This window comes from Hymenobacter aranciens (genome assembly GCF_030580865.1).
GTDB lineage: Bacteria > Bacteroidota > Bacteroidia > Cytophagales > Hymenobacteraceae > Hymenobacter > Hymenobacter aranciens.
In genome coordinates, this window is sequence record NZ_JAUQSY010000002.1 from 182,588 (window position 1) to 201,650 (window position 19,063).

Here is a 19,063-nt window from a genome sequence, read left to right on the forward strand (position 1 = left end):
TCGAGTCGAAAACTCGGGCTTTGCTGCTGTCACTACTTTCGCCCTGGGGAAAGCCACCGGCGCCGGCGCCCGGGTGTGCTGCTGTCAAAAGTCCGGCATTGCGTCTATCGCACCGCCGTCGTGCAGTGCCCCAAGTTTGCGCAGATAGGTTGCCGTGATGCCAGCGTGAGTGTGTCGGCAGTGCCGCCGCACCAGTTCAATATCCTTTGTGGCTAGGTAAAGATTAATTGCACCGGTGTGTTTGTAGCCGTACATCGTGTAGTTCCCGTTATCAAGGCCGACAGCCGCGAGGATGGCCCGATGCCGCTTCGCAAACCAGTTTTTGCCTACTGCTACCGGGCCGGGCTTACGGCCCTTCGTGAACACGTAAAAGTCGGCAGGGTAGGAGCGTAGCCCATATTGTTGTATCAGGGCTTCCAATTGGCGGGGAATGGCTACGTGTTCGGCTTGGTCGTTTTTGGCCCGCGAGCCCGGCACCCGCACTGTACCAGGTAGCAGGTCGCGGACCTGCAGCAATCGCAGTTCGCTGCCAATCCGGATGAAGCAGTAATACACGAAGGAAATGAACAATTGCAACTGTTCATCATCACGCCGGGCTATTTCCTCCCGGATGGCTTGCCGCTGCTGTTCGGTGTAAGGTTGGTGCATATCACTAGCTACCACCTTGCGCCGGTCCACGCCCCGCACCGGGTTACGGTTCACTGCCTCCAACTTTAGCAGGTAGTTGAACACGGCTGATAGGGTGTCACGATAACCGTTGTAGGTTTTGGGCTCCATCCCACGCGCTGCCAAGTTATCCAAGAAAGCCAGCACATTCACCGGCCGGGCGTGCTCCAGTGCCGCATTGGCCAGCGGGGGGAACGACGTCAGCTCACGTAGCAGTCGCGGGTAATTTTCATGCTTGCGGCCGCTCGCCAGCTTGCGCTCAGTCACGAGCTTCACTGCATCGAGCACCGTAGGGTTTTTGGGCAATCCAATGTTTACGGCCGGTGTGGTGCCAGCCGTGAAACCATCTAATAGCAATTGGGTAATTTCGCGTAGCTTCGCATTAGAGTGCCGCCGCCTTTCCGTCAGGCTGCGATACTTGTTCATGCCGGTGTACTGCTTCCGTACGTACTTCTGTTTGTCAGTATCCCAAATCTGAAAATCAATGTACCACCGCTTAGTCATGTCTCCTTCGGCGTCGAATAGCCGGGGTTTACGGTCGGGGGGTAGCATTTTTTTCGTCTGTGTAAATTCTGTGATAAAAAACTTTTGACAACAAAAAAACCGCCCTGGCAATACTGCCAACGCGGTTTCTGAATGTAGCGGGGACGAGAGTTGAACTCGTGACCTCAGGGTTATGAATCCTGTGCTCTAACCAACTGAGCTACCCCGCCGGGTTTTGTGGGTGCAAAGGTACGGTGAAAAACCGCCTATGCAAGCCGTGAGGCCAAAAAACTTGTTTTTCCTGCCCGATTTCCGCGCCTTAAATTCGCGGCAAAATGGCTTTCTTTTTCTTAGCTGGATGACTTTGCCTGATACTCACAATAAAACCCGCTTCGTGGCGGAATACCCCATCAACGCGTCGCCGAAAATTCTTTTTCCCTACCTCTCCACGGCCTCGGGCCTGGCCCGCTGGTTTTGCGACGACGTGCGCTACGTGGAAGGACAACGCTTCAACTTTATCTGGGACCGCGAAAACCACTACGCCGAAATCGCCACCCAGCGCCTCAATAAGGCCGTGCGCTTCGTCTTCCTCGACGACCGCCGTCAGCCCATCGCCGACGCCAACTCCCTGGAGTTTTCGCTCGACTACTCCGAAGTGACCGACGAAGTGTACCTGCGGGTGGTCGATTATTCGCCCACCGTGGAAGCCGAAGAGCAGCAGGAAATGTGGGAAAGCCTGGTTTATAAGCTTCGGGAGCAGGTGGGCGGCTAGTTAGCCCTTCAAATACAATTAACGCGCGAACTTTGCGTTTGTGCCCCGGGCCGCTGGCTCCGGCGCGAACGTTGGAGTTCGCGCGCTTGTCTGTTAGCCGGCCGGGCCGCTGCCTGAGTCTTGTGAAGAACGTATGCTGAAAAAGCTCGATAAACTCATTCTGAAGGCCTTCGCCGGGCCGTTTCTGCTCACCTTCGCCGTGGTGCAGTTCATTCTGCTCACCCACACGCTGCTGAAATACCTCGACGATATCATCGGCAAGGACCTGGGCGCGGCGGTGTTGCTGAAACTGCTGTTTTATTTCAGCGTGCTCATCGTGCCGGTGTCGCTGCCGCTGGCCGTGCTGCTGTCGTCGCTCATGACCTACGGTAACCTCGGCGAGCACCACGAGCTGACGGCCATCAAGGCCTCGGGCATTGCCCTCACGCGCATTCTGCGGCCGGTATTTCTCGTGAGCATTGGCTTGGCCGGGGCCGCTTTCTGGTTTAATGAAAACGTAGTGCCCTGGGCTAACCTCAACGCCTACAGCCTGCTCTGGGACGTGCGCCAGCAAAAGCTGGCCCTCGACATCCGCGAAGGCGTGTTTTACAGCGGCATTCCGGGTTATACTATTAAGGTAGATAAGAAAACCGGCGAAAACGGCGACCGGCTGCACGGGGTGATGATATACGACCACACCCAGAAATCCGGCAACGCCACCGTGATGCTGGCCGACTCGGGCCGCATGTTCAGCCGCTTCAACGGCGCCTACCTGTGCTTCGAGCTTTTCAACGGCCACAGCTACGTCGAGCAGCCCGACGTGCAGAATCGCGCCGGTGCCAGCTTCATTCGCCAGGGCTTCACGCATAATACCATCACGTTTTCGATGGCTTCCTTCGGCCTGGGTATGACCCCCAAGGAATTATTCAAGGAAAACCGCATGATGCTCAACATCAATCAGCTGAAATACGCCGACGACTCCATGCGCCGGAAGCTGCATGTGGAGCGTCTGCAACTGCCCCGCCAGCTCGACGGCTACTACACTTACTTCCGCTTCGATACCCTCGGCCGGGCTGCCAACCGTAAGGTGGAGCACCTGCAGGTACCCGCCTCCCGTCTGCCCGCGCCTACCGTAACCATTATCCAGGCGGGCCAGAACCGGGCCCGTAACGCCCGTGCCCAGGTCGTTTCCGCCGCTGAGCGCCAGGATGATTCAATGCGCAACTCCGCCATGTTCCGCATCGAGATTTACCGCAAATACGCGCAGTCGGTGGCCGTGTTGATGATGTTCCTCATTGGCGCGCCGCTCGGAGCCATTATTAAGAAGGGCGGTCTGGGCGTGCCCATTCTGGTGGCTATTCTGTTCTTTATTATCTACTATGTGCTCAGTATCATGGGCGAGAAGTACGGCAAGGAGTTCGTGCTGCCGGTAGGGCTGGGCATGTGGCTGTCGAACCTGGTTTTGTTGCCGGTAGGGCTGTTTTTCCTCTACCAAGCTTACAATGACTCTGGTTTGCTGGAAATAGATTTCTGGCGGCGGCTGCCGCAGCGGCTGGGCATTCCGGCACTGCGCAAAATCACCGAGCCGGAAGTGGAGCCGGCGTAATTTCCTTGTCTTGTCATCCTGAGCGTAGGGAAAAATGACGGGACAAGGAAATCCAACAGCCTCTTTCATTCCCCAAAAAAACACCGTACCTTTGCGGCACCCCGAACTATGGGGTAAAACGTTTTTTATTTTTTCATCTTTAAATCCAAGACGGGAGTAGCCTCCTATCAACCGATGATTCTTACCACCGAAGCTAAACAGGCTCTTTTCGAAAAAAACAGCCTGCAACACGTGAAAACCGACACTGGGTCGGCCGAATCGCAAATCGCTCTGTTCACGCACCGCATCAACCACCTGACGGAGCACCTGAAAGTGAACAAGAAAGACCACAGCACCCGCCTGGGCCTGCTGAAGCTGGTTGGTAAGCGCCGTAGCATGCTGAATTATCTGCAGAATACGGAAATCAACCGTTACCGCGCGATTATCAAGGAGCTGGGCATCCGTAAGTAAGCCCAAATTAAGAGAGTAGGGGACCTTCAGCCGAAGGTTCCCTACTCTTTTTTATGCTATTTCCGAAACGGGGGAACGTTAGACATGAGACGGGGGAAACCGGCACGGTGCCGGGCTGCCCTGCTCGCCAAGCTGCCGGTTCCCACGTTTTTTCGCTGCCACGTCTCATGTCTGAACTCCCTATGTCCCAACCCACCGTCATTACCAAATCCGTGACGCTGCCCGACGGCCGCGCCATCACCATCGAAACCGGCAAGCTGGCCAAATTCGCCGACGGCGCCGTCGTGGTGCGCCTCGGCGACACCATGCTGCTCGCTACCGTCGTTTCGGCTCCCAGCCAGCGCGAAGGCATCGACTTCCTGCCGCTGTCGGTTGATTACCAGGAGAAATTCGGCTCGGCCGGCAAGATTCCCGGCTCGTTCCAGCGCCGCGAAGGCCGCCTGAGCGATTACGAAATCCTGATTTGCCGCCTCGTCGACCGTATCCTGCGCCCGATGTTCCCCAAGGACTATCACTACGAGGTGCAGGTGATGATTTCGCTGATTTCGGCCGATAAAGAGGTGCAGCCCGACGCCCTGGCCGCCCTGGCCGCCTCGGCCGCTATTGCCATCACCGACATTCCCTTCGCCGGCCCGATTTCGGAAGTGCGCGTGGCTCGCATCGACGGCAAGCTGCAAATCAACCCCAAAACCTCCGACCTGGCCCGCGCCGACATCGACCTGATGGTGGGTGCCACCGGCGACTCGGTAGCCATGGTGGAAGGCGAAATGAAGGAAGTGAGCGAGGAAGAAATGGTGGAAGCCATCAACTTCGGTCACGAAGCTATTAAAGCCCAGGTGGCTATGCAGCTGGAGCTGGCTGCTGCCGTCGGCCGCACGCCCGACGCCCAGCCCCGCGAGTATCCCAAGTACGAGGAAAACGACGCGCTGAAAAAGCTCATCCACGAAGGCATTTATAAAGGTGCTTACGACGTGGCCCGCGGTGGCAACACCAGCAAAGCCGGCCGCAAGGAAGGCTTCTCGGGCGTTAAAAAAGCGTTCCTCGATAAGCTGATTGCCGAGCAGCCGGAGCTGGACATGAAGATGTTCAGCCGCTACTACGGCTCGGCCGAGAAGAAAGCCATCCGCGACATGATGGTGAAGGAGCGCGTGCGCCTCGACGGCCGCCAGCTCACCGAAATCCGTCCTATCTGGTCGGAAATCAACTACCTGCCGGGCGCGCACGGCTCGTCCATCTTCACCCGCGGCGAGACGCAAAGCCTCACCACCGTGACGCTGGGCACCAAGCTCGACGAGCAAATCATCGACCAGCCCCTCACCAAGGGCTACTCGAAATTCATGCTGCACTACAATTTCCCCGGTTTCTCGACCGGCGAGGTGAAGCCTAACCGGGGTGCCGGTCGCCGCGAAATCGGTCACGGCAACTTGGCCCTGCGCTCGCTGAAGCAAGTGCTGCCCTCCGACGAGGAAAACCCCTACACCATCCGCATCGTGTCGGACATCCTGGAGTCGAACGGCTCTAGCTCGATGGCCACCGTATGCGCCGGCTCGCTGGCGCTGATGGATGCGGGCGTGAAAGTGCGCTCGGCCGTGGCGGGCATCGCCATGGGCCTCGTGCAGGATAAGGAAACCGGTGAATACGCCGTGCTTTCGGACATTCTGGGCGACGAGGACCACCTCGGCGACATGGACTTCAAGGTCACCGGCACCGAGAAAGGGATTTGCGCCTGCCAGATGGATATCAAAATCCAGGGCCTGAGCAACGAGATTCTGACTGCCGCGCTACACCAGGCCCGCGAAGGCCGCCTGCACATCCTGCGCGAGATGGCCAAGACCATCAACGCCCCCGCGCCGGAGCTGAAGCCCCACACCCCGCGCTCGCACAAAATGCTCATCGATAAAGAGTTTATCGGTGCCGTTATCGGGCCGGGCGGCAAGGTTATCCAGCAGATTCAGAAGGATACCAACGCCACGGTTATCATCGAGGAGAAGGACGAGAAGGGCCACGTGAGCATCTACGCCTCCAACCAGGAAGACATGCAGGGTGCCATCGACCGCATCCGGGCCATCGCGGCGCAGCCGGAAGTGGGCGAAACCTACAAAGGCAAGGTGCGCAGCATCCAGCCCTACGGTGCCTTCGTGGAAATCATGCCCGGCAAGGACGGCCTGCTGCACATCTCGGAGGTGACGCACGAGCGCATTGCCACGCTGGAGGGCCTGCTGGAAGTGGGTCAGGACATCGACGTGAAGCTGGTGGACATCGACAAGAAGACGGGCAAGTACCGCTTGTCGCGCAAAGTGCTGCTGCCGAAGCCCGAAGCTGCTAACTAAGAACGTTGTGGTAGGACGAATTCCGCGCAGCGGTTCGTCCTACCACTCTGACGTTGCACAATGAATCTGGACGATAAAGTGGTAGTACGAACCCTTCGGGGATTCGTACTACCACATCGGCCATTCGACCCCCAACTTCCGCCGCGAACTTTCGTTACTCGGGAACGGTTGTTCCCCGTTGACTTTCGGGCTAGCTCGGGGACGAATTTTCTCCCACTGCCTTCCCCTTAAAAATATCGTTCTTATACCGCTACAATGAGACAGCTAAAAATCAGCAAGCAGATTACCAACCGCGAAAGCCAGTCGCTGGATAAGTATCTCCAGGAGATTGGTAAGGTGGACCTGCTGACGCCCGACGAAGAGGTAACCCTCGCGCAGCGCATCCGCGACGGGGACCAGCAGGCGCTGGAAAAGCTGACCAAGGCCAACCTGCGCTTCGTCGTATCGGTGGCCAAACAATACCAAAACCAGGGTCTTAGCCTCGGTGACCTCATCAACGAGGGCAACCTTGGCCTTATCAAGGCCGCTAAGCGTTTTGATGAAACCCGCGGCTTTAAGTTCATCTCCTACGCCGTGTGGTGGATTCGCCAGAGCATCCTGCAAGCCCTGGCCGAGCAGAGCCGCATCGTGCGTCTGCCCCTGAATCGGGTGGGCTCGCTGAATAAAATCAGCAAATCCTTCTCGGAGCTGGAGCAGAAATTTGAGCGCGAGCCCTCGCCCGAGGAAATCGCCGAAGTGCTGGAGCTGACCACCTCGGAAGTGGTGGACACGCTGAAAATCTCGGGCCGCCACGTTTCCGTGGACGCGCCGTTCGTGCAGGGCGAGGAAAACCGCCTGCTCGACGTGCTCGAAAACGAGGACGAGGAATCGCCGGACATGGGCCTGATGAACGACTCGCTGCGTAAGGAAGTGCAGCGCGCGCTCTCGACCCTTACCAAGCGTGAGGCGGACGTGATTACGCTCTACTTCGGGCTGAACGGCGAAGCTGCCCTGACACTCGAGGAAATCGGCGAGAAGTTCAACCTGACCCGCGAGCGGGTGCGCCAGATTAAGGAAAAGGCGATTCGTCGCCTGCGCCACACCTCGCGCTCCAAGGCTCTGAAGCCGTATTTGGGGTAATTCTGGTTAGTTTTGTGAAGTTGAAAAACCCCGGCCAGTAGGTTGGGGTTTTTTGTACAAGTAGAGCCAAACAGAACGTGTCATGCTGAACGCAGTGAAGCATCTTCTCACGTTTTAACGAGGCAGTAACTCAATTCTTCTGGCGTGAGAGGATGCTTCACTGCGTTCAGCATGACAGGTATCATCTGATAACATTCAAGACGGCAAGCTAAAGCTTACCGCACATACAATGTCCGAACACATTAAATGCCTCATCATCGGCTCGGGCCCGGCTGGCTACACCGCCGCCATCTACGCCGCCCGCGCCAACATGAAACCCGTGATGTACATGGGCCTGCAGCCCGGTGGCCAGCTCACCATCACTAACGACGTAGAGAATTTTCCTGGTTATCCTGACGGAGTTATGGGTCCGCAGATGATGGAGGACTTGAAGAAGCAGGCCGAGCGGTTTGGCACCGACATTCGCTACGGCATTGCCACGGCGGTGGACTTTTCGGGCCACCCGCACAAGGTGACCATCGACGAAAAGACGGAGCTGACGGCCGACGCCGTCATCATCGCTACTGGTGCTTCGGCCAAGTGGCTGGGCATTCCCTCGGAGGCTAAGCTGAATGGCTCGGGCGTATCGGCCTGCGCGGTGTGCGACGGGTTTTTCTACCGGGGGCAGGAGGTGGCCATCGTGGGCGCCGGCGACACGGCGGCGGAGGAAGCCACGTATTTGGCTAACCTCGCCAGCAAGGTGACGATGATTGTGCGCAAGCCGGAGATGAAGGCCTCGAAAATCATGCAGCAGCGCGTGCTCGACAACCCGAAAATCGAGGTGCTGTTCAATACCGTGACGGATGAAATTTTGGGTGAGCACGCCGTGGAAGGCGTGCGGGTGAAAAACGTGTTGAGCCACGAAACCCGCGAGATTCCGCTGACGGGTTTCTTTGTGGCCATCGGGCACGAGCCGAACTCCAAAATCTTCCAGCCCTACCTGCACCACGACGAGCAGGGCTACCTCAAAACCCTGCCCGGCACCAGCAAAACGAACGTCGATGGCGTGTTTGCCTGCGGCGACGTGCAGGATTTTACTTACCGCCAGGCCGTGACGGCCGCCGGCACCGGCTGCATGGCTGCGCTGGATGCGGAAAGGTACCTAGCCTCGCTTGGCGTGCATTAGAATAGGTGTCAGGTTTTTGGTGTTGGGTATTAGGTCATCTGACATTGAACCCAATACCTAATACCAAAAACCTAACACCCAAACAGGTTTTTTCACTTCGTCAGCTTGCCTGACGATTTGCTTTTCTGCTTTTGCAACTACTGAAAATAACCACCCTGCGCCCGGTGCTGCTCCTGACTGCCCTGCTGCTGTTGCTGCTGGGCGTGGTGCAGCCGGCGCTGGCGCAGCGGCGCAAGCCGCCGCGCCCTAAGGCCCGCGCCGGTAATACCAACGGCAAGGGCGACTTCTTCCGCATCAAAACGCCCACCATGCGGTACGTGCGGCCGGATACCACCACTATTATCGAGACGGAAGAGCTGCCCGAGGAAGACTCGGACGCCATGAAGTCTATTTACTTCAACCCGGCCAAGGAACTGAGTATCGTGAGCGAAGACACGACGACGCTGGACCTGGGCAACCAGGAAATCGTGGAAATGTCGGAGGAAGTGCTCATCGACTCCAGCTGGATTAAGGTGGCGGGCTACTATTCCATCTGGGACACGCGGGTGGTGAACCCGTACCGCACCGATGGCCGCCGCATTAAGGACACGCTGGAGCTGAAGCTGACCGACCCGCCCCGGGAGCGGTACGCCAAGATGCCGCTGCACACGACGCCCATTACGTCGGGTTTTGCCTTCCGGGGCTACCGCTGGCACTTTGGGGTTGATTTGGACCTCGAAACTGGCGACTCGGTGAAGGCCGTGTTCGACGGGGTGGTGCGGATGAACAAGTGGGACGGTGGCGGCTATGGCAACTATATCCTGGTACGGCACTACAACGGGCTGGAAACCATTTATGGGCACCTGAGCAAGGCGCTGGTGCCGGTGGGTACGTTCGTGAAGGCCGGGCAGCTCATTGGGCGGGGCGGCAGCACGGGGCGCAGCACGGGTTCGCACCTGCACTTTGAGGTGCGCTACGAAGGGAATCCGATTGACCCGACGCTGCTCTATAACTTCCCGGGCTACGAGCTGCGGGGGGACAATTTTACGATTACCTCGGCCCTGTTTAACTATTACAACCGGGCGCTGCGGGCCAAGCGCAGCAGTGGCGGTGGCAGCAGTGGTTCAAGGAGCAGCGGGCAGCCCTCGGGGGCGCGCCGCACCGTCACGCACACCATCCGCAAGGGCGATACGCTGTCGGAAATCGCGGAGAAGTACGGGGTAGGGCTGAGCACTATTAAGCGCCTGAACCCGGGGCTGAAGACCTTGCAGTTGGGGAAGAAAGTGCGAATCAAATAACAGTTATCAGTTGCTCGTTGCCCGTTGTTAGCTAAGTTGTAACAACGGGCAACAGGGCCTGACAACTGACAACGAATAATGAACAACTGATAGATGAAACTCGATATCCTGGCTCTGGGTGCCCACCCCGACGACGTAGAAATGTCCGCTGCCGGCACGCTGCTGGCGGCCGCTGCCGCTGGCAAAACTATTGGCATCGTCGACTTCACGCGGGGCGAGCTGGGTACCCGCGGCACGCCCGAAACCCGGGCGGCGGAAGCGGCGGCGGCCAGTAAAATCCTGGGTTTGAGCGTGCGCGAAAACCTGGGCCTGCCCGATGGCTTCTTTCGCAACGACCGGGAGCACCAGCTGCCGCTCATTGCCGCGCTGCGCCGCTACCAGCCCGACGTGGTGCTCTGCAACGCCATTACCGACCGCCACCCCGACCACGGCCGCGCTGCCCAGCTGGCCGTGGATGCCTGCTTTCTGAGCGGCCTGCGCATGATTGAGACGCTGGACGAAAACGGCCAGCCGCAGGCTGCCTGGCGGCCCCGCGTGGTGTACCACTACATTCAGGACCGGGCCATTGCGCCGGCTTTCGTGGTGGATATCACCGAGTATTGGCCCGGTAAGTGGGCTTCCATTCAGGCGTATAACACTCAGTTTTTCAACCCCGACCTCAATGCGCCGCAGACGTATCTGTCGAGCCAGGAGTTCGGTCGCTTTATGGAGGCGCGGGCGCGGGAATACGGGCACATGATTGGGGCCGAGTTTGGCGAAGGCTACACGGTGGCGCGGCCGGTGGGCGTGAAGCAGGTGACGGACTTACTGTAGCGCGAACTTTGTAGTTCGCGTTCCTGCGCCGTTAAAGCCGTTCTGGGACGCGAACTACAAGGTTCGCGCTACACATAAAAAAGGGCATCCCGGTACTGGGATGCCCTTTTTTATGTGCCGAAGCCTGACTCAACGCCGCGCCGCTGACTTGGCTACGATGGCACTCACGCGGGCCTCGCGCCGGGCCGAGTGCTGCAGGTAGTGCGTCAGCTTGGCGCGCATGCTGGTGTCGGTATCGGGCGACAGTACGGGCTTCTGGAAGCCGTCGAGCAGGAATGAGAAGTCGGTGCCCTTGAGCTGGGTGACGCCGTGGCAGCCCTGGCAGCCGCCGGCGGTGAGCAGCTGGCCTTTCAGCAGGGTGTTGGCGCCGTTGTCGAAGGGTGTGCCAATGCCGCTGCCGTGGAAGTTGGCCAGCGTCGAATCCGATTCGACCACGTAGTTGGCCAGGAAGTAGTTGGAAGTGTTGGTATTGCCGGTAGGGGTGCCCTGCACGCCCGTCAGGCGGTAGTTGAGCCACACCGAGTTTGGGTTTAGGGCCTTCAGCTTGCGGTGGGCGGCGGCGGTGGCATAGTTCGTTACCGGCTCAATGGGGTGCAGGCGCTTGTAGGGCTGCATGTAGGGTGGTATCTCGCTGCCGTTGCTGTTGAGCAGCGACAGGCCCATGTTTTCCTTTTCCACGTCGATGTGCTCCCAGGTGGCAAACACGAAATCGGGGAAATTCACGGTTTTGTGGATGATGTGCATACCCACGAGGGCAAACGTGGCGTTGTCGTAATACACCTGCGTGCCCTTGGTGCGGTAATATATAACCTTGCGGGTGAAGAACTTGGTGGCATCCTCCGCCGGTGTGAGCATGCGCCAGGCCGTCTTGATTTCGATGGTGCCCTGGCCCTGGCCGCCCTGGGCCGGGGCGCCGCCGCAGGGCAGGCACAGTACGCCGGGCACCGCCACGGTGTCGCAGCTGCTGGTAGCGCCCTTGTAGTAAGCCTTGTACTTCTTGATGTGCACGGCCGTGGTATCGGCGGCCGCCTGCAGCTTAGCGGGGGTGTTGTAATTGGTGCCGATGTAGTTATACTCGGCGCGGTTCACCTTGGCCTGGTAGAGCACCATGCGGTTGCCGCCGGGCTGGCCCACCTGCCCATACAGGTCGCAGGAGCCGATTTCGTTGTTCTCGTCGAGGTTGTTGAACAGCGTGAAGCTGGGCTGGGCCGGGCCCGGGTAGGGCAGGGGCATCTTGCCAAAGCTGTAGTGCGGCGCCGCGTCGAAGGGCAGCACGGTGTAGGGCTGGTTGGGCAGCAGCTCGGTGCGGTGGGCGTAGGTTTCCCACACGGCCAGCGTGGCGTCGGGCTTCCTGAAATTCCAGGTAACCGTATCGGTGGGCGTGGCGCGCAGCTTGCTAGTGTTGTACGACGACTGCCAGTTCAGCGCGAAGAACTCGGCCCAGGCAAACTCGGCCAACTGCTGCGGCGTGGCGTCAGCCGGCAAATCCTGCGGCGGCAGGGCCGCGATGGTGATGTTGAACGCCGTGGTATCGACCGCGGCGGGCGCGGGGGCTTGCACGGTGTCGGTTTCGGTCTTGGTAGTGCTACCAGTACCGCAGCTGGCGAGCACACAGGCGCCGCCCAGCAACAAGGGAATCAGCTTTTTCATCTGAAAAAGAAGGGTAAAAGGTGGAAAATAAGGAAGAGTTGGTGGGGCAGGCGGCCGGTTACCGGTCCGACGCCTCAGGCGTCGGACCGGTTGGGCTTTCGCACCGATGTGGTTCCAATGTCAACCGGTCGAACGCCTAGGGCGTCGGACCGGTGGGCGAGCTACTTTGCTTGTTTCGCGTGCTGCTGGCGCAGCAGCATGGCCTGCAGCTGCGGGGCCGTCACCTGCCGGGCCCGGGTCGGAATCGACCACAAAAAGTCCGTTTCCAGGTTGTTCTGAAAGAACTTCGGGTCGCCGGCGCCGATGAAGCCGCCGGGCACGTAGTCGTTGTTGGGCCAGGCGGCCATGCGGTGGCAGCTCATGCAGTTTGAGAAAACGCCGAACCAGGTGGTCGTCGAGTCGCCGCGGCCGTTGGGCACGGTGCCGGTGAGGTTGGTTTCGAGGTAGGGATTGTACACCACCAGGGGCTGGCCGCCCACAGCCATGCCGCCCGAGTAGATGTTGGGCGGGGCCACCATGTAGTAGGCCGCCAGCATGTCATAGTTGTTCCAGGGCTTGCGCAGGCTGCGGGGCCGGTCGTTGCCGAAGTTGGAATCGTGGTGGTTGGGGCTCCACCAGAAGGTTTGCCAGGTCCAGTTGCTGATTTCCTTGCCTGTGACGTGCATACCCATGAGCAGCGCGTAGTTGCCGGCCTTCACCATCACCTTGATGGCTTGGGGGCTGCCCTGGTCGTGGCGGCCCACTTCATCGCCCGACGAGTCAGCGAACGTGCTGTAGTTCTTCGCCTCCTCCGCGGTGATTTTAATGTGGTAAAACTCATCCAGCGACACCACCGGCATGTCCAGCAGCTCGCCGTTGCAGCGCATGCGGGCCGTGGTGCCGACTTTCAGCTTGCCGGTGGGGTCCACTATCACGCCCTGGCGCCAGGTGTGGGGCTCGGGCTGGGTGAGGTTGGTGGTGGCTTGGGTCACGGCCCCGGCCCAGTAGGGAATCACCGTCGGCCGGTCGCCGCTGATGAACTGAAAAACCGGCTTGAGGGCAAACGACTTAGCGTCGGTGCTGTCTTTCGAGGTCTGCAGGCCCAGCTGGGCCAGCGGCGTGCCAGCCTGTACCAGCTGCCGGTATTTCTGCCCCAGCACGGCGCTGTCGTAGAGCTGGTTGTTCCAGATAAAGTGCGCCAGGCTGGGCGAGTAGCGGTTAAAGGCCACCGGCCGCTCGGCCACATCCACCGGGATGCGGGCTTTGTGGCCCTTGGCGTGCGCCATGTGGAAAAACTGCTGCGGCGAGTTGAAGTCGCGTAGCGTCAGGCGCGGCCCGCCCACCTGCTCAAACAACTCGTGGCCCGAGTACCAGTTTTCCCAGATGGGCAGCCCGTTGGGCGCCGTGGTGTTGATGGATTCCCAGATGTCCCAGGCGTGGGCGCGGATGGCGGGCATGTCCTGCCGCTTTATCCACTCGTTTACCCGGGCGGCCGAAGTGGGGAAGCTGCGCACTCGGGGCGCGTGGTAGGCCTGCCCGGCATCGGGCTGGTCGAGGGCGGCCGGGCCGTCGGCAGTGGCGGGGTTGGAGGAGGTGGGCGCGGTGTGCTCGCAAGCAACCAGCAGCCCCAGCGCCAGTACGGCGGGGTAGGGGTATCTCATCGGTTTGCAGAAAAAAAGTGGAACAGCTTAGCCGATGACATAAGACAGGGCCTGCACTGGGCAAGCGCTTTATGTCATTGGATGACCCAAATGTAGAGCTTGTAATTGGATATGCAATAGCCTGAGAAAATTTTTTCCCAAAGCCCGGCAGCTGCCGCCCACGGTCAGGAGTTGTCGACCGGCGAAACCTCCCCCGCTTCTCTTCCTGAAAGCGGGGCGGGGCGCTTTACAGCGGCACCCGCACCTGCACCCGGGTGCCGCGTCCCGGGGCGGCTTCCAGCCGCACGCTGCCGCCCAGCAGGGCCACGCGGTTGCGCAGGCTGGGCAGGCCGATGCCGGCGCTGGGGGCGGCGGGGTCGAAGCCCCGGCCGTTGTCTTCGGCGCGCAGCACGAGCCAGCCAGGCAGGGTTTCGACCTCCAGGGTGGCCTGGGTGGCGTGGGCGTGCTTTATCACGTTCTGGGTCAGCTCCTGGGCCAGGCGGTAGGCGGCCACCTGCAGGTGCTCGGGGACGGGGTATTCCTCGTCGAGATGGACCAGGCACTGCCAGTACAGGCCGGGGGACTTGAGCTTGTGGCAGATATCGTGCAGGGCGGCGGCCAGGCCGAAGTCGGCCACGATGCCGGGCGTGAGCTCGTGCGACAGGGTGCGGGCCTGCCGGATGGCGTCGCTTAGCAGGCCGGTGGCCTGGCGCTGCATGGCGGCCAGCTCGGGCACGGCCTTGAGCGCCGGGGCCAGGCCCAGCTGGTCAAACTGCAGCTTCACGGCGTAGAGCAGCTGGCCCACGCCGTTGTGCAGGCTTTCGGCGATGCGGCGGCGCTCCTCCTCCTGGGCCGTGAGCACGGCCTCGATGCGGGCCTGCTGCTGCGTCAGGCGCAGGTGCAGGTTTTCCTCGGCCAGGCGCTGGCTTTCGGCCTCGGTCTGCTTGCGGGCGCTGATGTTGAGCGTGGTCGTGACCAGGCCGTCGCCGAGCCGCACAAATGACGCGGAGTACCACTGGTTGCGGTCTTCGTAGGGATAAAAGTACTCCAGCTGCTGCGGCACGCCGGTTTCCACCACCTCGCGCATCTGGTCGAGCAGGCCGCTGGCCCGCACGCCCGGAAATTCCTCGGCGTAGAGCTTGCCCACTAAATCGGTGCGGCCCGATTCCCGGGTCAGCTCCTGGTTCACGGAGGCCATGCGGAAGTCGAGCACCGTGCCGTCGGCCCCGCGCACGGCTTCCAGCACGGTCATGCCCACCAGGGTAGTGTCGTAGATGGATTGCAGCACGTCGCGGCTGGCGCGCAGGGCCTGGGTGCGCTCGGCCACCTGCTGCTCCAGCGAGGCCGTGAGGGCCTGCAGCTCGGCCTCGGCCTGCTTGCGGGCGCTGATGTCGGTGGCGGCTCCAAACCATTCTACAATCTCACCTTGCTCGTCGAGCACCGGCACAGCGCGCGAGTACACCCAGGCCACCCGGCCATCGCCCTGCACCACGCGGTGCTCCAGCTCAAACACCTGCTTGCTGGCAATGGCCGTGGCTACAGCCGCCGCAATAGTGGCCCGGTCGTCGGCAAACGAATACTGCTCGGCCCAGGTGCTGCTGGGCGTGGGGGCCGCGCTCTGAAAGTGTTGCCCGTCCATGTACAGCAGCTGCTGCCAGTCGGGGCTCATGCGGTAGAGCGTGTCGGAGCTGGCCGTCACGAACAGCCGGAACTGCTCCTCGGAGGCCCGCAGGGCGGCGTCGGCGCGGGCCTGGCGGGCGTCTTCGGCCAGGTGCCGCTCGTGGATGTCGGTGGCCGCGCCCACCCACTGGCTGATGCGCCCCTGGGCGTCGCGCACGGGCTTCGAGCGGATTTGAAACCAGCGGTATTCCCCGCTGGCGCTGCGGATGCGGTGTTCCTGCCGCAGCGTGCTGCCTTCGGCCAGGGCCTGCTGGTAGCGGCTCATCGACGGCCCCCGGTCGGCGGGGTGCAGGGCCTGCAGCCAGCCGTCGGCCACGGCCTCGGCCGGCGTCTGGCCGGTGTAGTCGTACCAGCGCTGGTTATACCAGTCGGGGCTGCCGTGCGCGTCGGTGCGCCACAGCAGGTCGGGCACCAGCTCGGCCAGCGCCCGGAAGCGGGCCTCGGCCTCGGCGGCAGTCAGGGAAGCAGATTCTTCGTCGTTCATTGCGGGCCTCTACGGCACTTGGTAGCGCTACCGTTGCGGCTAAGTGGGCGGGCAACTTACAACACTTCCACTACTTTGCCATACACCAGCTTGGTCCAGCCGTTCACGTGGCCCTTGTTATTGCCTATCTGGCAGCCTTTGTCGGCGTTTTTGGCCTTTACGAGGTGCGTGAAAAACCGGCCGGCCACCTTGCAGTACACGATGTCGCCCACCGCCACTTCCTCCCAGCTGGCCGGGGCCAGCCGGTGCTCCTGGTTCGATTTGATGAGCGGCACCATCGAGTGGCCCTTTTCCTTCGTCACGAAGGATTCGCCCCGGGCTAGGCGCTCCATCTTGAAGTTCTTCATGCAGCAAAAATAGCTGGGCCGCTGGCGCGAGTTTAGCGCAGCGTAACTCGTGCCACACATTCGGGCGAGGCTGCGCCTCGCAATAGCGCGACCCGCCAAGAGGATTCTACTGGCGCTACCGGGGAGGCGCAGCCTCCCATGATAATCGGCACGAGTTACGCTGCGCTAAACTCGCGCCAGCTCTGCCAGCTACCCGCGCCCCACCCGCCCCAGGTGCGTATCCTGAAAGCCGCTGCCGTATTTCATCCCGTAGCCCAGTAGCCGGTCGAAGGCGCTGTGGCCCAGCAGCACGGCGCCCGCCAGTAGCAGCAGTGGCTGCCCCAGCAGCCAGCCGGCCAGCCCCACGGCCACGGCCAGCCCCTTGTGATGAAACAGATTGTAGCTCGCCGCGCCCACCCGCGGCCCGGCCAGGTAGCCCAGCATGCTCAGGTCGGGGAGCAGGAAGGTGGTCGGCAGCACCCACCAGGCGAAGGGCAGGTGGATGAATACGGCCACGGCCAGCAGCAGCTCGGCCAGCTCTTCGATTTTCAGGAGGGTTTTCATGGGACAGCGGTGATGGGAAATGATGCCACAAAATTCCGCCGGGCCTGCCGCTGGTTTCGTTAACAAAAGCTAAGAAATGCAGTCGGCCAACCTCACCCCCCGGCCCCCTCTCCAAAAGAGAGGGGGAGCCTGACGCCTACTAACGTAAGCGCCGAACCGGTGCCCCCCTCTCTTTTGGAGAGGGGGGCAGGTTGGCCGCCCGCGCCGCCAGAACGAAGGTCACCCCCGCGCCACCCGCGCCCGAATCCGGCTCAGCGACACCGCCGTTATCCCCAGGTAGTTCGCCACCAGGTGCTGCGGCACCCGCTCCAGAATCTTCGTCTTGCCGCTGCTTAATAAGGCCCGGTAGCGCTCCTCGGGCGAGAGCAGGAGCTGCTCCGTCAGCCGGGCGTCAGTGCCCAGCAGATGGTACTCGGCCACCAGCCGCCCAAACCGCTCGTACACCGGCCACTCGTCATACAGCCGCCGCAGCACGGCGTAGTCGAACGTCAGCAGCTCGCAGTCCGTCAGGGCCTGGATGTTGAGCTGGCTGGGCTGCCCCGTCAGGCAGCCGGGGTAGTCGCCCAGCAGGTGGTTTTCGAAGAAGAAGTAGGTCGTGCGCTCCTCCCCATCGGCCCGTAGGTAATACAGCCGGCAGGCCCCGCGCAGCAGCAGCGCCAGCTCGGGCCGCCGCTGCCCCGCCGCCACGAAGTGCGTACCCCGCGCCAGTGTTAGCGGCCGCAGCGCCGGGGCCAGCGCGTCCCACTCGGGGTCGGTGAGCGTGGGGATGAAGCGTTGCAGGTAGGCGCGGAGGGGGTGGAGCATGGGGGCAAAGGTCGCGGGTGCTGGCCTGAACGCAATAAGTCCCAGCTGCAACTCCGGGATTAATCGGAAGCCACGGCTGGGACTTATTGCGTTCAGAAACTGGTTTTACACGGCCACGCTATCAATACCTTTTTGCAAAGCAGTGGGCTCGAGCTCCGGGAGTTTGAGCCCTTCGGCCCGGGCCACGGTCACGTCGGTCATACCCAGAAAGCCCAGCATCCAGTGCAGGTAGGGGGTGGCAAAATCGTAGGGCTGCATGGGGCCCTCGGAGTAAACGCCGCCGCTGGCCACGGCCAAGTACACCTTCTTGCCCTTGATAAGCCCCTCGGGCCCGGTGGCGGAGTAGCGGAACGTGAGGCCCGCCCGGGTGAGGTGGTCGAGCCACGACTTGAGCGACGAGGGGACGTTGAAATTGTAGAACGGCACTCCAATCACGAGTACGTCGGCCGCCAGCACCTGCGCAATGGCCTCATCGGAGTGGCGCACGGCCTCCTGCTGCTCGGGCGAGCGGCCTTCGGCGGGCGTGAAGTAGGCCTGCAGGTGCGCCTCCTCGAGGTGTGGAAACGGCTGGGTGGCCAGGTTGCGCACCACCACGGTGCTGCCGGGCTGCGCGGCCCGCAGCTTGTTGATGATGCCCTGGCTGAGGCGGGTGCTGTACGACTCGGCGCCCCGGGCGCTGGCAATGACTTGCAGAATCTGCATAAAAAAAATGGGGGAGTGGGATAGTGAAATGCGCCCGCCGCCCGGGACCCTCCGGCCCCGGCGCTTAGCTGGTACGCTGGTTACCCCAAGTAATCAGCTGCCCTTTTGTTCGTAACTTGCGTCAACTACCGATTACGCCGCCGTAGTCTGATTACCGGTCGGTAATCAGCTGTGCCAGTCTCATTCATCCCTTTCTCCCCGCTGCCATGCCCAAGTCCGAACTCCACCAGTGCGCCCACACCATGCAGGGCCTGCGCAATTCCCTGCTGGTGGTCAACAGCAAGTGGAAGCTCCTGATTTTGGTGGCGCTGCAAACCGGCACCCGGCACTTCCGGGGGCTGGAGCGCAGCGTGCCGGGCATCTCCACCAAAGTGCTGGCCAAGGAGCTCAAGGATTTGGAAGCCCACCACTTCATTGCCCGCACGGTGCATTCCGGCCCGCCGGTGGTGGTGGAGTACGAGGTGCTGCCCTACGCCCGCACGCTCGACCCGGTGATTGAGGTGCTGAAGGCCTGGGGTATCCAGCATCAGCAGCGGCTGGAGGCGGGGGAGGCATCGTCCGCCGCATAAACCTC

General features: G+C 61.3%; 17 protein-coding genes and 1 tRNA gene. 9 read left to right on the plus strand and 9 right to left on the minus strand.

Annotated features, from left to right (window positions below):
• Positions 1-84: 84 nt before the first annotated feature.
• Positions 85-1,218: a tyrosine-type recombinase/integrase gene (locus Q5H93_RS03010; RefSeq protein WP_305005005.1), complete on the minus strand. Its 1,134-nt coding sequence runs from the start codon at positions 1,216-1,218 to the stop codon at positions 85-87.
• Positions 1,219-1,305: 87 nt separating this feature from the next.
• Positions 1,306-1,379: transfer RNA gene (locus Q5H93_RS03015), tRNA-Met, on the minus strand.
• 128 nt (positions 1,380-1,507) lie between these two features.
• On the opposite strand from Q5H93_RS03015, the gene Q5H93_RS03020 reads away from it, so the two are divergent.
• The 8 genes from Q5H93_RS03020 (at position 1,508) to bshB1 (ending at position 10,660) form a co-directional block, all read left to right on the plus strand.
• A complete protein-coding gene (locus Q5H93_RS03020) occupies positions 1,508-1,921 on the plus strand; it encodes an START-like domain-containing protein (protein WP_305005006.1) in 414 nt (137 codons plus the stop codon).
• 133 nt (positions 1,922-2,054) lie between these two features.
• On the plus strand, positions 2,055-3,506 hold the full coding sequence (locus tag Q5H93_RS03025) for an LptF/LptG family permease (RefSeq protein WP_305005007.1): 1,452 nt from the start codon (positions 2,055-2,057) through the stop codon (positions 3,504-3,506).
• A 174-nt stretch (positions 3,507-3,680) separates the two neighbouring features.
• Entirely contained in the window at positions 3,681-3,956 is a 276-nt protein-coding gene (gene rpsO, locus Q5H93_RS03030; RefSeq protein WP_305005008.1) for a 30S ribosomal protein S15, read from the plus strand.
• A 182-nt stretch (positions 3,957-4,138) separates the two neighbouring features.
• Positions 4,139-6,286, plus strand: a complete 2,148-nt coding sequence (gene pnp / locus Q5H93_RS03035; RefSeq protein WP_305005009.1) for a polyribonucleotide nucleotidyltransferase — start codon at positions 4,139-4,141, stop codon at positions 6,284-6,286.
• Positions 6,287-6,541: 255 nt separating this feature from the next.
• Positions 6,542-7,405, plus strand: coding sequence for a sigma-70 family RNA polymerase sigma factor (locus Q5H93_RS03040; protein WP_305005010.1), 864 nt, complete (start codon positions 6,542-6,544; stop codon positions 7,403-7,405).
• Positions 7,406-7,634: 229 nt separating this feature from the next.
• Positions 7,635-8,570 carry a thioredoxin-disulfide reductase gene (trxB, locus tag Q5H93_RS03045; RefSeq protein ID WP_305005011.1) on the plus strand — a complete coding sequence of 312 codons (936 nt, stop codon included), beginning with the start codon at positions 7,635-7,637 and terminating at the stop codon, positions 8,568-8,570.
• A gap of 131 nt (positions 8,571-8,701) precedes the next feature.
• Positions 8,702-9,847, plus strand: a complete 1,146-nt coding sequence (locus Q5H93_RS03050) for a peptidoglycan DD-metalloendopeptidase family protein (protein WP_305005012.1) — start codon at positions 8,702-8,704, stop codon at positions 9,845-9,847.
• A 93-nt stretch (positions 9,848-9,940) separates the two neighbouring features.
• The gene (gene bshB1, locus Q5H93_RS03055; protein WP_305005013.1) at positions 9,941-10,660 is read left to right on the plus strand and encodes a bacillithiol biosynthesis deacetylase BshB1; all 720 of its coding nucleotides are present in this window, start codon (positions 9,941-9,943) and stop codon (positions 10,658-10,660) included.
• 129 nt (positions 10,661-10,789) lie between these two features.
• Here bshB1 and Q5H93_RS03060 read toward each other — a convergent pair whose 3' ends face one another.
• The 7 genes from Q5H93_RS03060 to Q5H93_RS03090 form a co-directional block, all read right to left on the minus strand.
• On the minus strand, positions 10,790-12,310 hold the full coding sequence (locus Q5H93_RS03060) for a hypothetical protein (RefSeq protein WP_305005014.1): 1,521 nt from the start codon (positions 12,308-12,310) through the stop codon (positions 10,790-10,792).
• Between the two features lie 161 nt (positions 12,311-12,471).
• Positions 12,472-13,950: a hypothetical protein gene (locus Q5H93_RS03065; protein WP_305005015.1), complete on the minus strand. Its 1,479-nt coding sequence runs from the start codon at positions 13,948-13,950 to the stop codon at positions 12,472-12,474.
• Between the two features lie 226 nt (positions 13,951-14,176).
• Positions 14,177-16,093: a PAS domain-containing sensor histidine kinase gene (locus Q5H93_RS03070; RefSeq protein ID WP_305005016.1), complete on the minus strand. Its 1,917-nt coding sequence runs from the start codon at positions 16,091-16,093 to the stop codon at positions 14,177-14,179.
• 56 nt (positions 16,094-16,149) lie between these two features.
• Positions 16,150-16,440 carry a hypothetical protein gene (locus Q5H93_RS03075; RefSeq protein ID WP_305005017.1) on the minus strand — a complete coding sequence of 97 codons (291 nt, stop codon included), beginning with the start codon at positions 16,438-16,440 and terminating at the stop codon, positions 16,150-16,152.
• A gap of 189 nt (positions 16,441-16,629) precedes the next feature.
• Positions 16,630-16,983, minus strand: a complete 354-nt coding sequence (locus tag Q5H93_RS03080) for a DUF4260 domain-containing protein (RefSeq protein ID WP_305005018.1) — start codon at positions 16,981-16,983, stop codon at positions 16,630-16,632.
• A 219-nt stretch (positions 16,984-17,202) separates the two neighbouring features.
• The gene (locus tag Q5H93_RS03085) at positions 17,203-17,787 is read right to left on the minus strand and encodes a Crp/Fnr family transcriptional regulator (RefSeq protein ID WP_305005019.1); all 585 of its coding nucleotides are present in this window, start codon (positions 17,785-17,787) and stop codon (positions 17,203-17,205) included.
• Positions 17,788-17,892: 105 nt separating this feature from the next.
• A complete protein-coding gene (locus tag Q5H93_RS03090; protein ID WP_305005020.1) occupies positions 17,893-18,489 on the minus strand; it encodes an FMN-dependent NADH-azoreductase in 597 nt (198 codons plus the stop codon).
• 206 nt (positions 18,490-18,695) lie between these two features.
• Here Q5H93_RS03090 and Q5H93_RS03095 point away from each other — a divergent pair, with 206 nt between their 5' ends.
• Positions 18,696-19,058 carry a winged helix-turn-helix transcriptional regulator gene (locus tag Q5H93_RS03095; protein ID WP_305005021.1) on the plus strand — a complete coding sequence of 121 codons (363 nt, stop codon included), beginning with the start codon at positions 18,696-18,698 and terminating at the stop codon, positions 19,056-19,058.
• Positions 19,059-19,063: the final 5 nt, after the last annotated feature.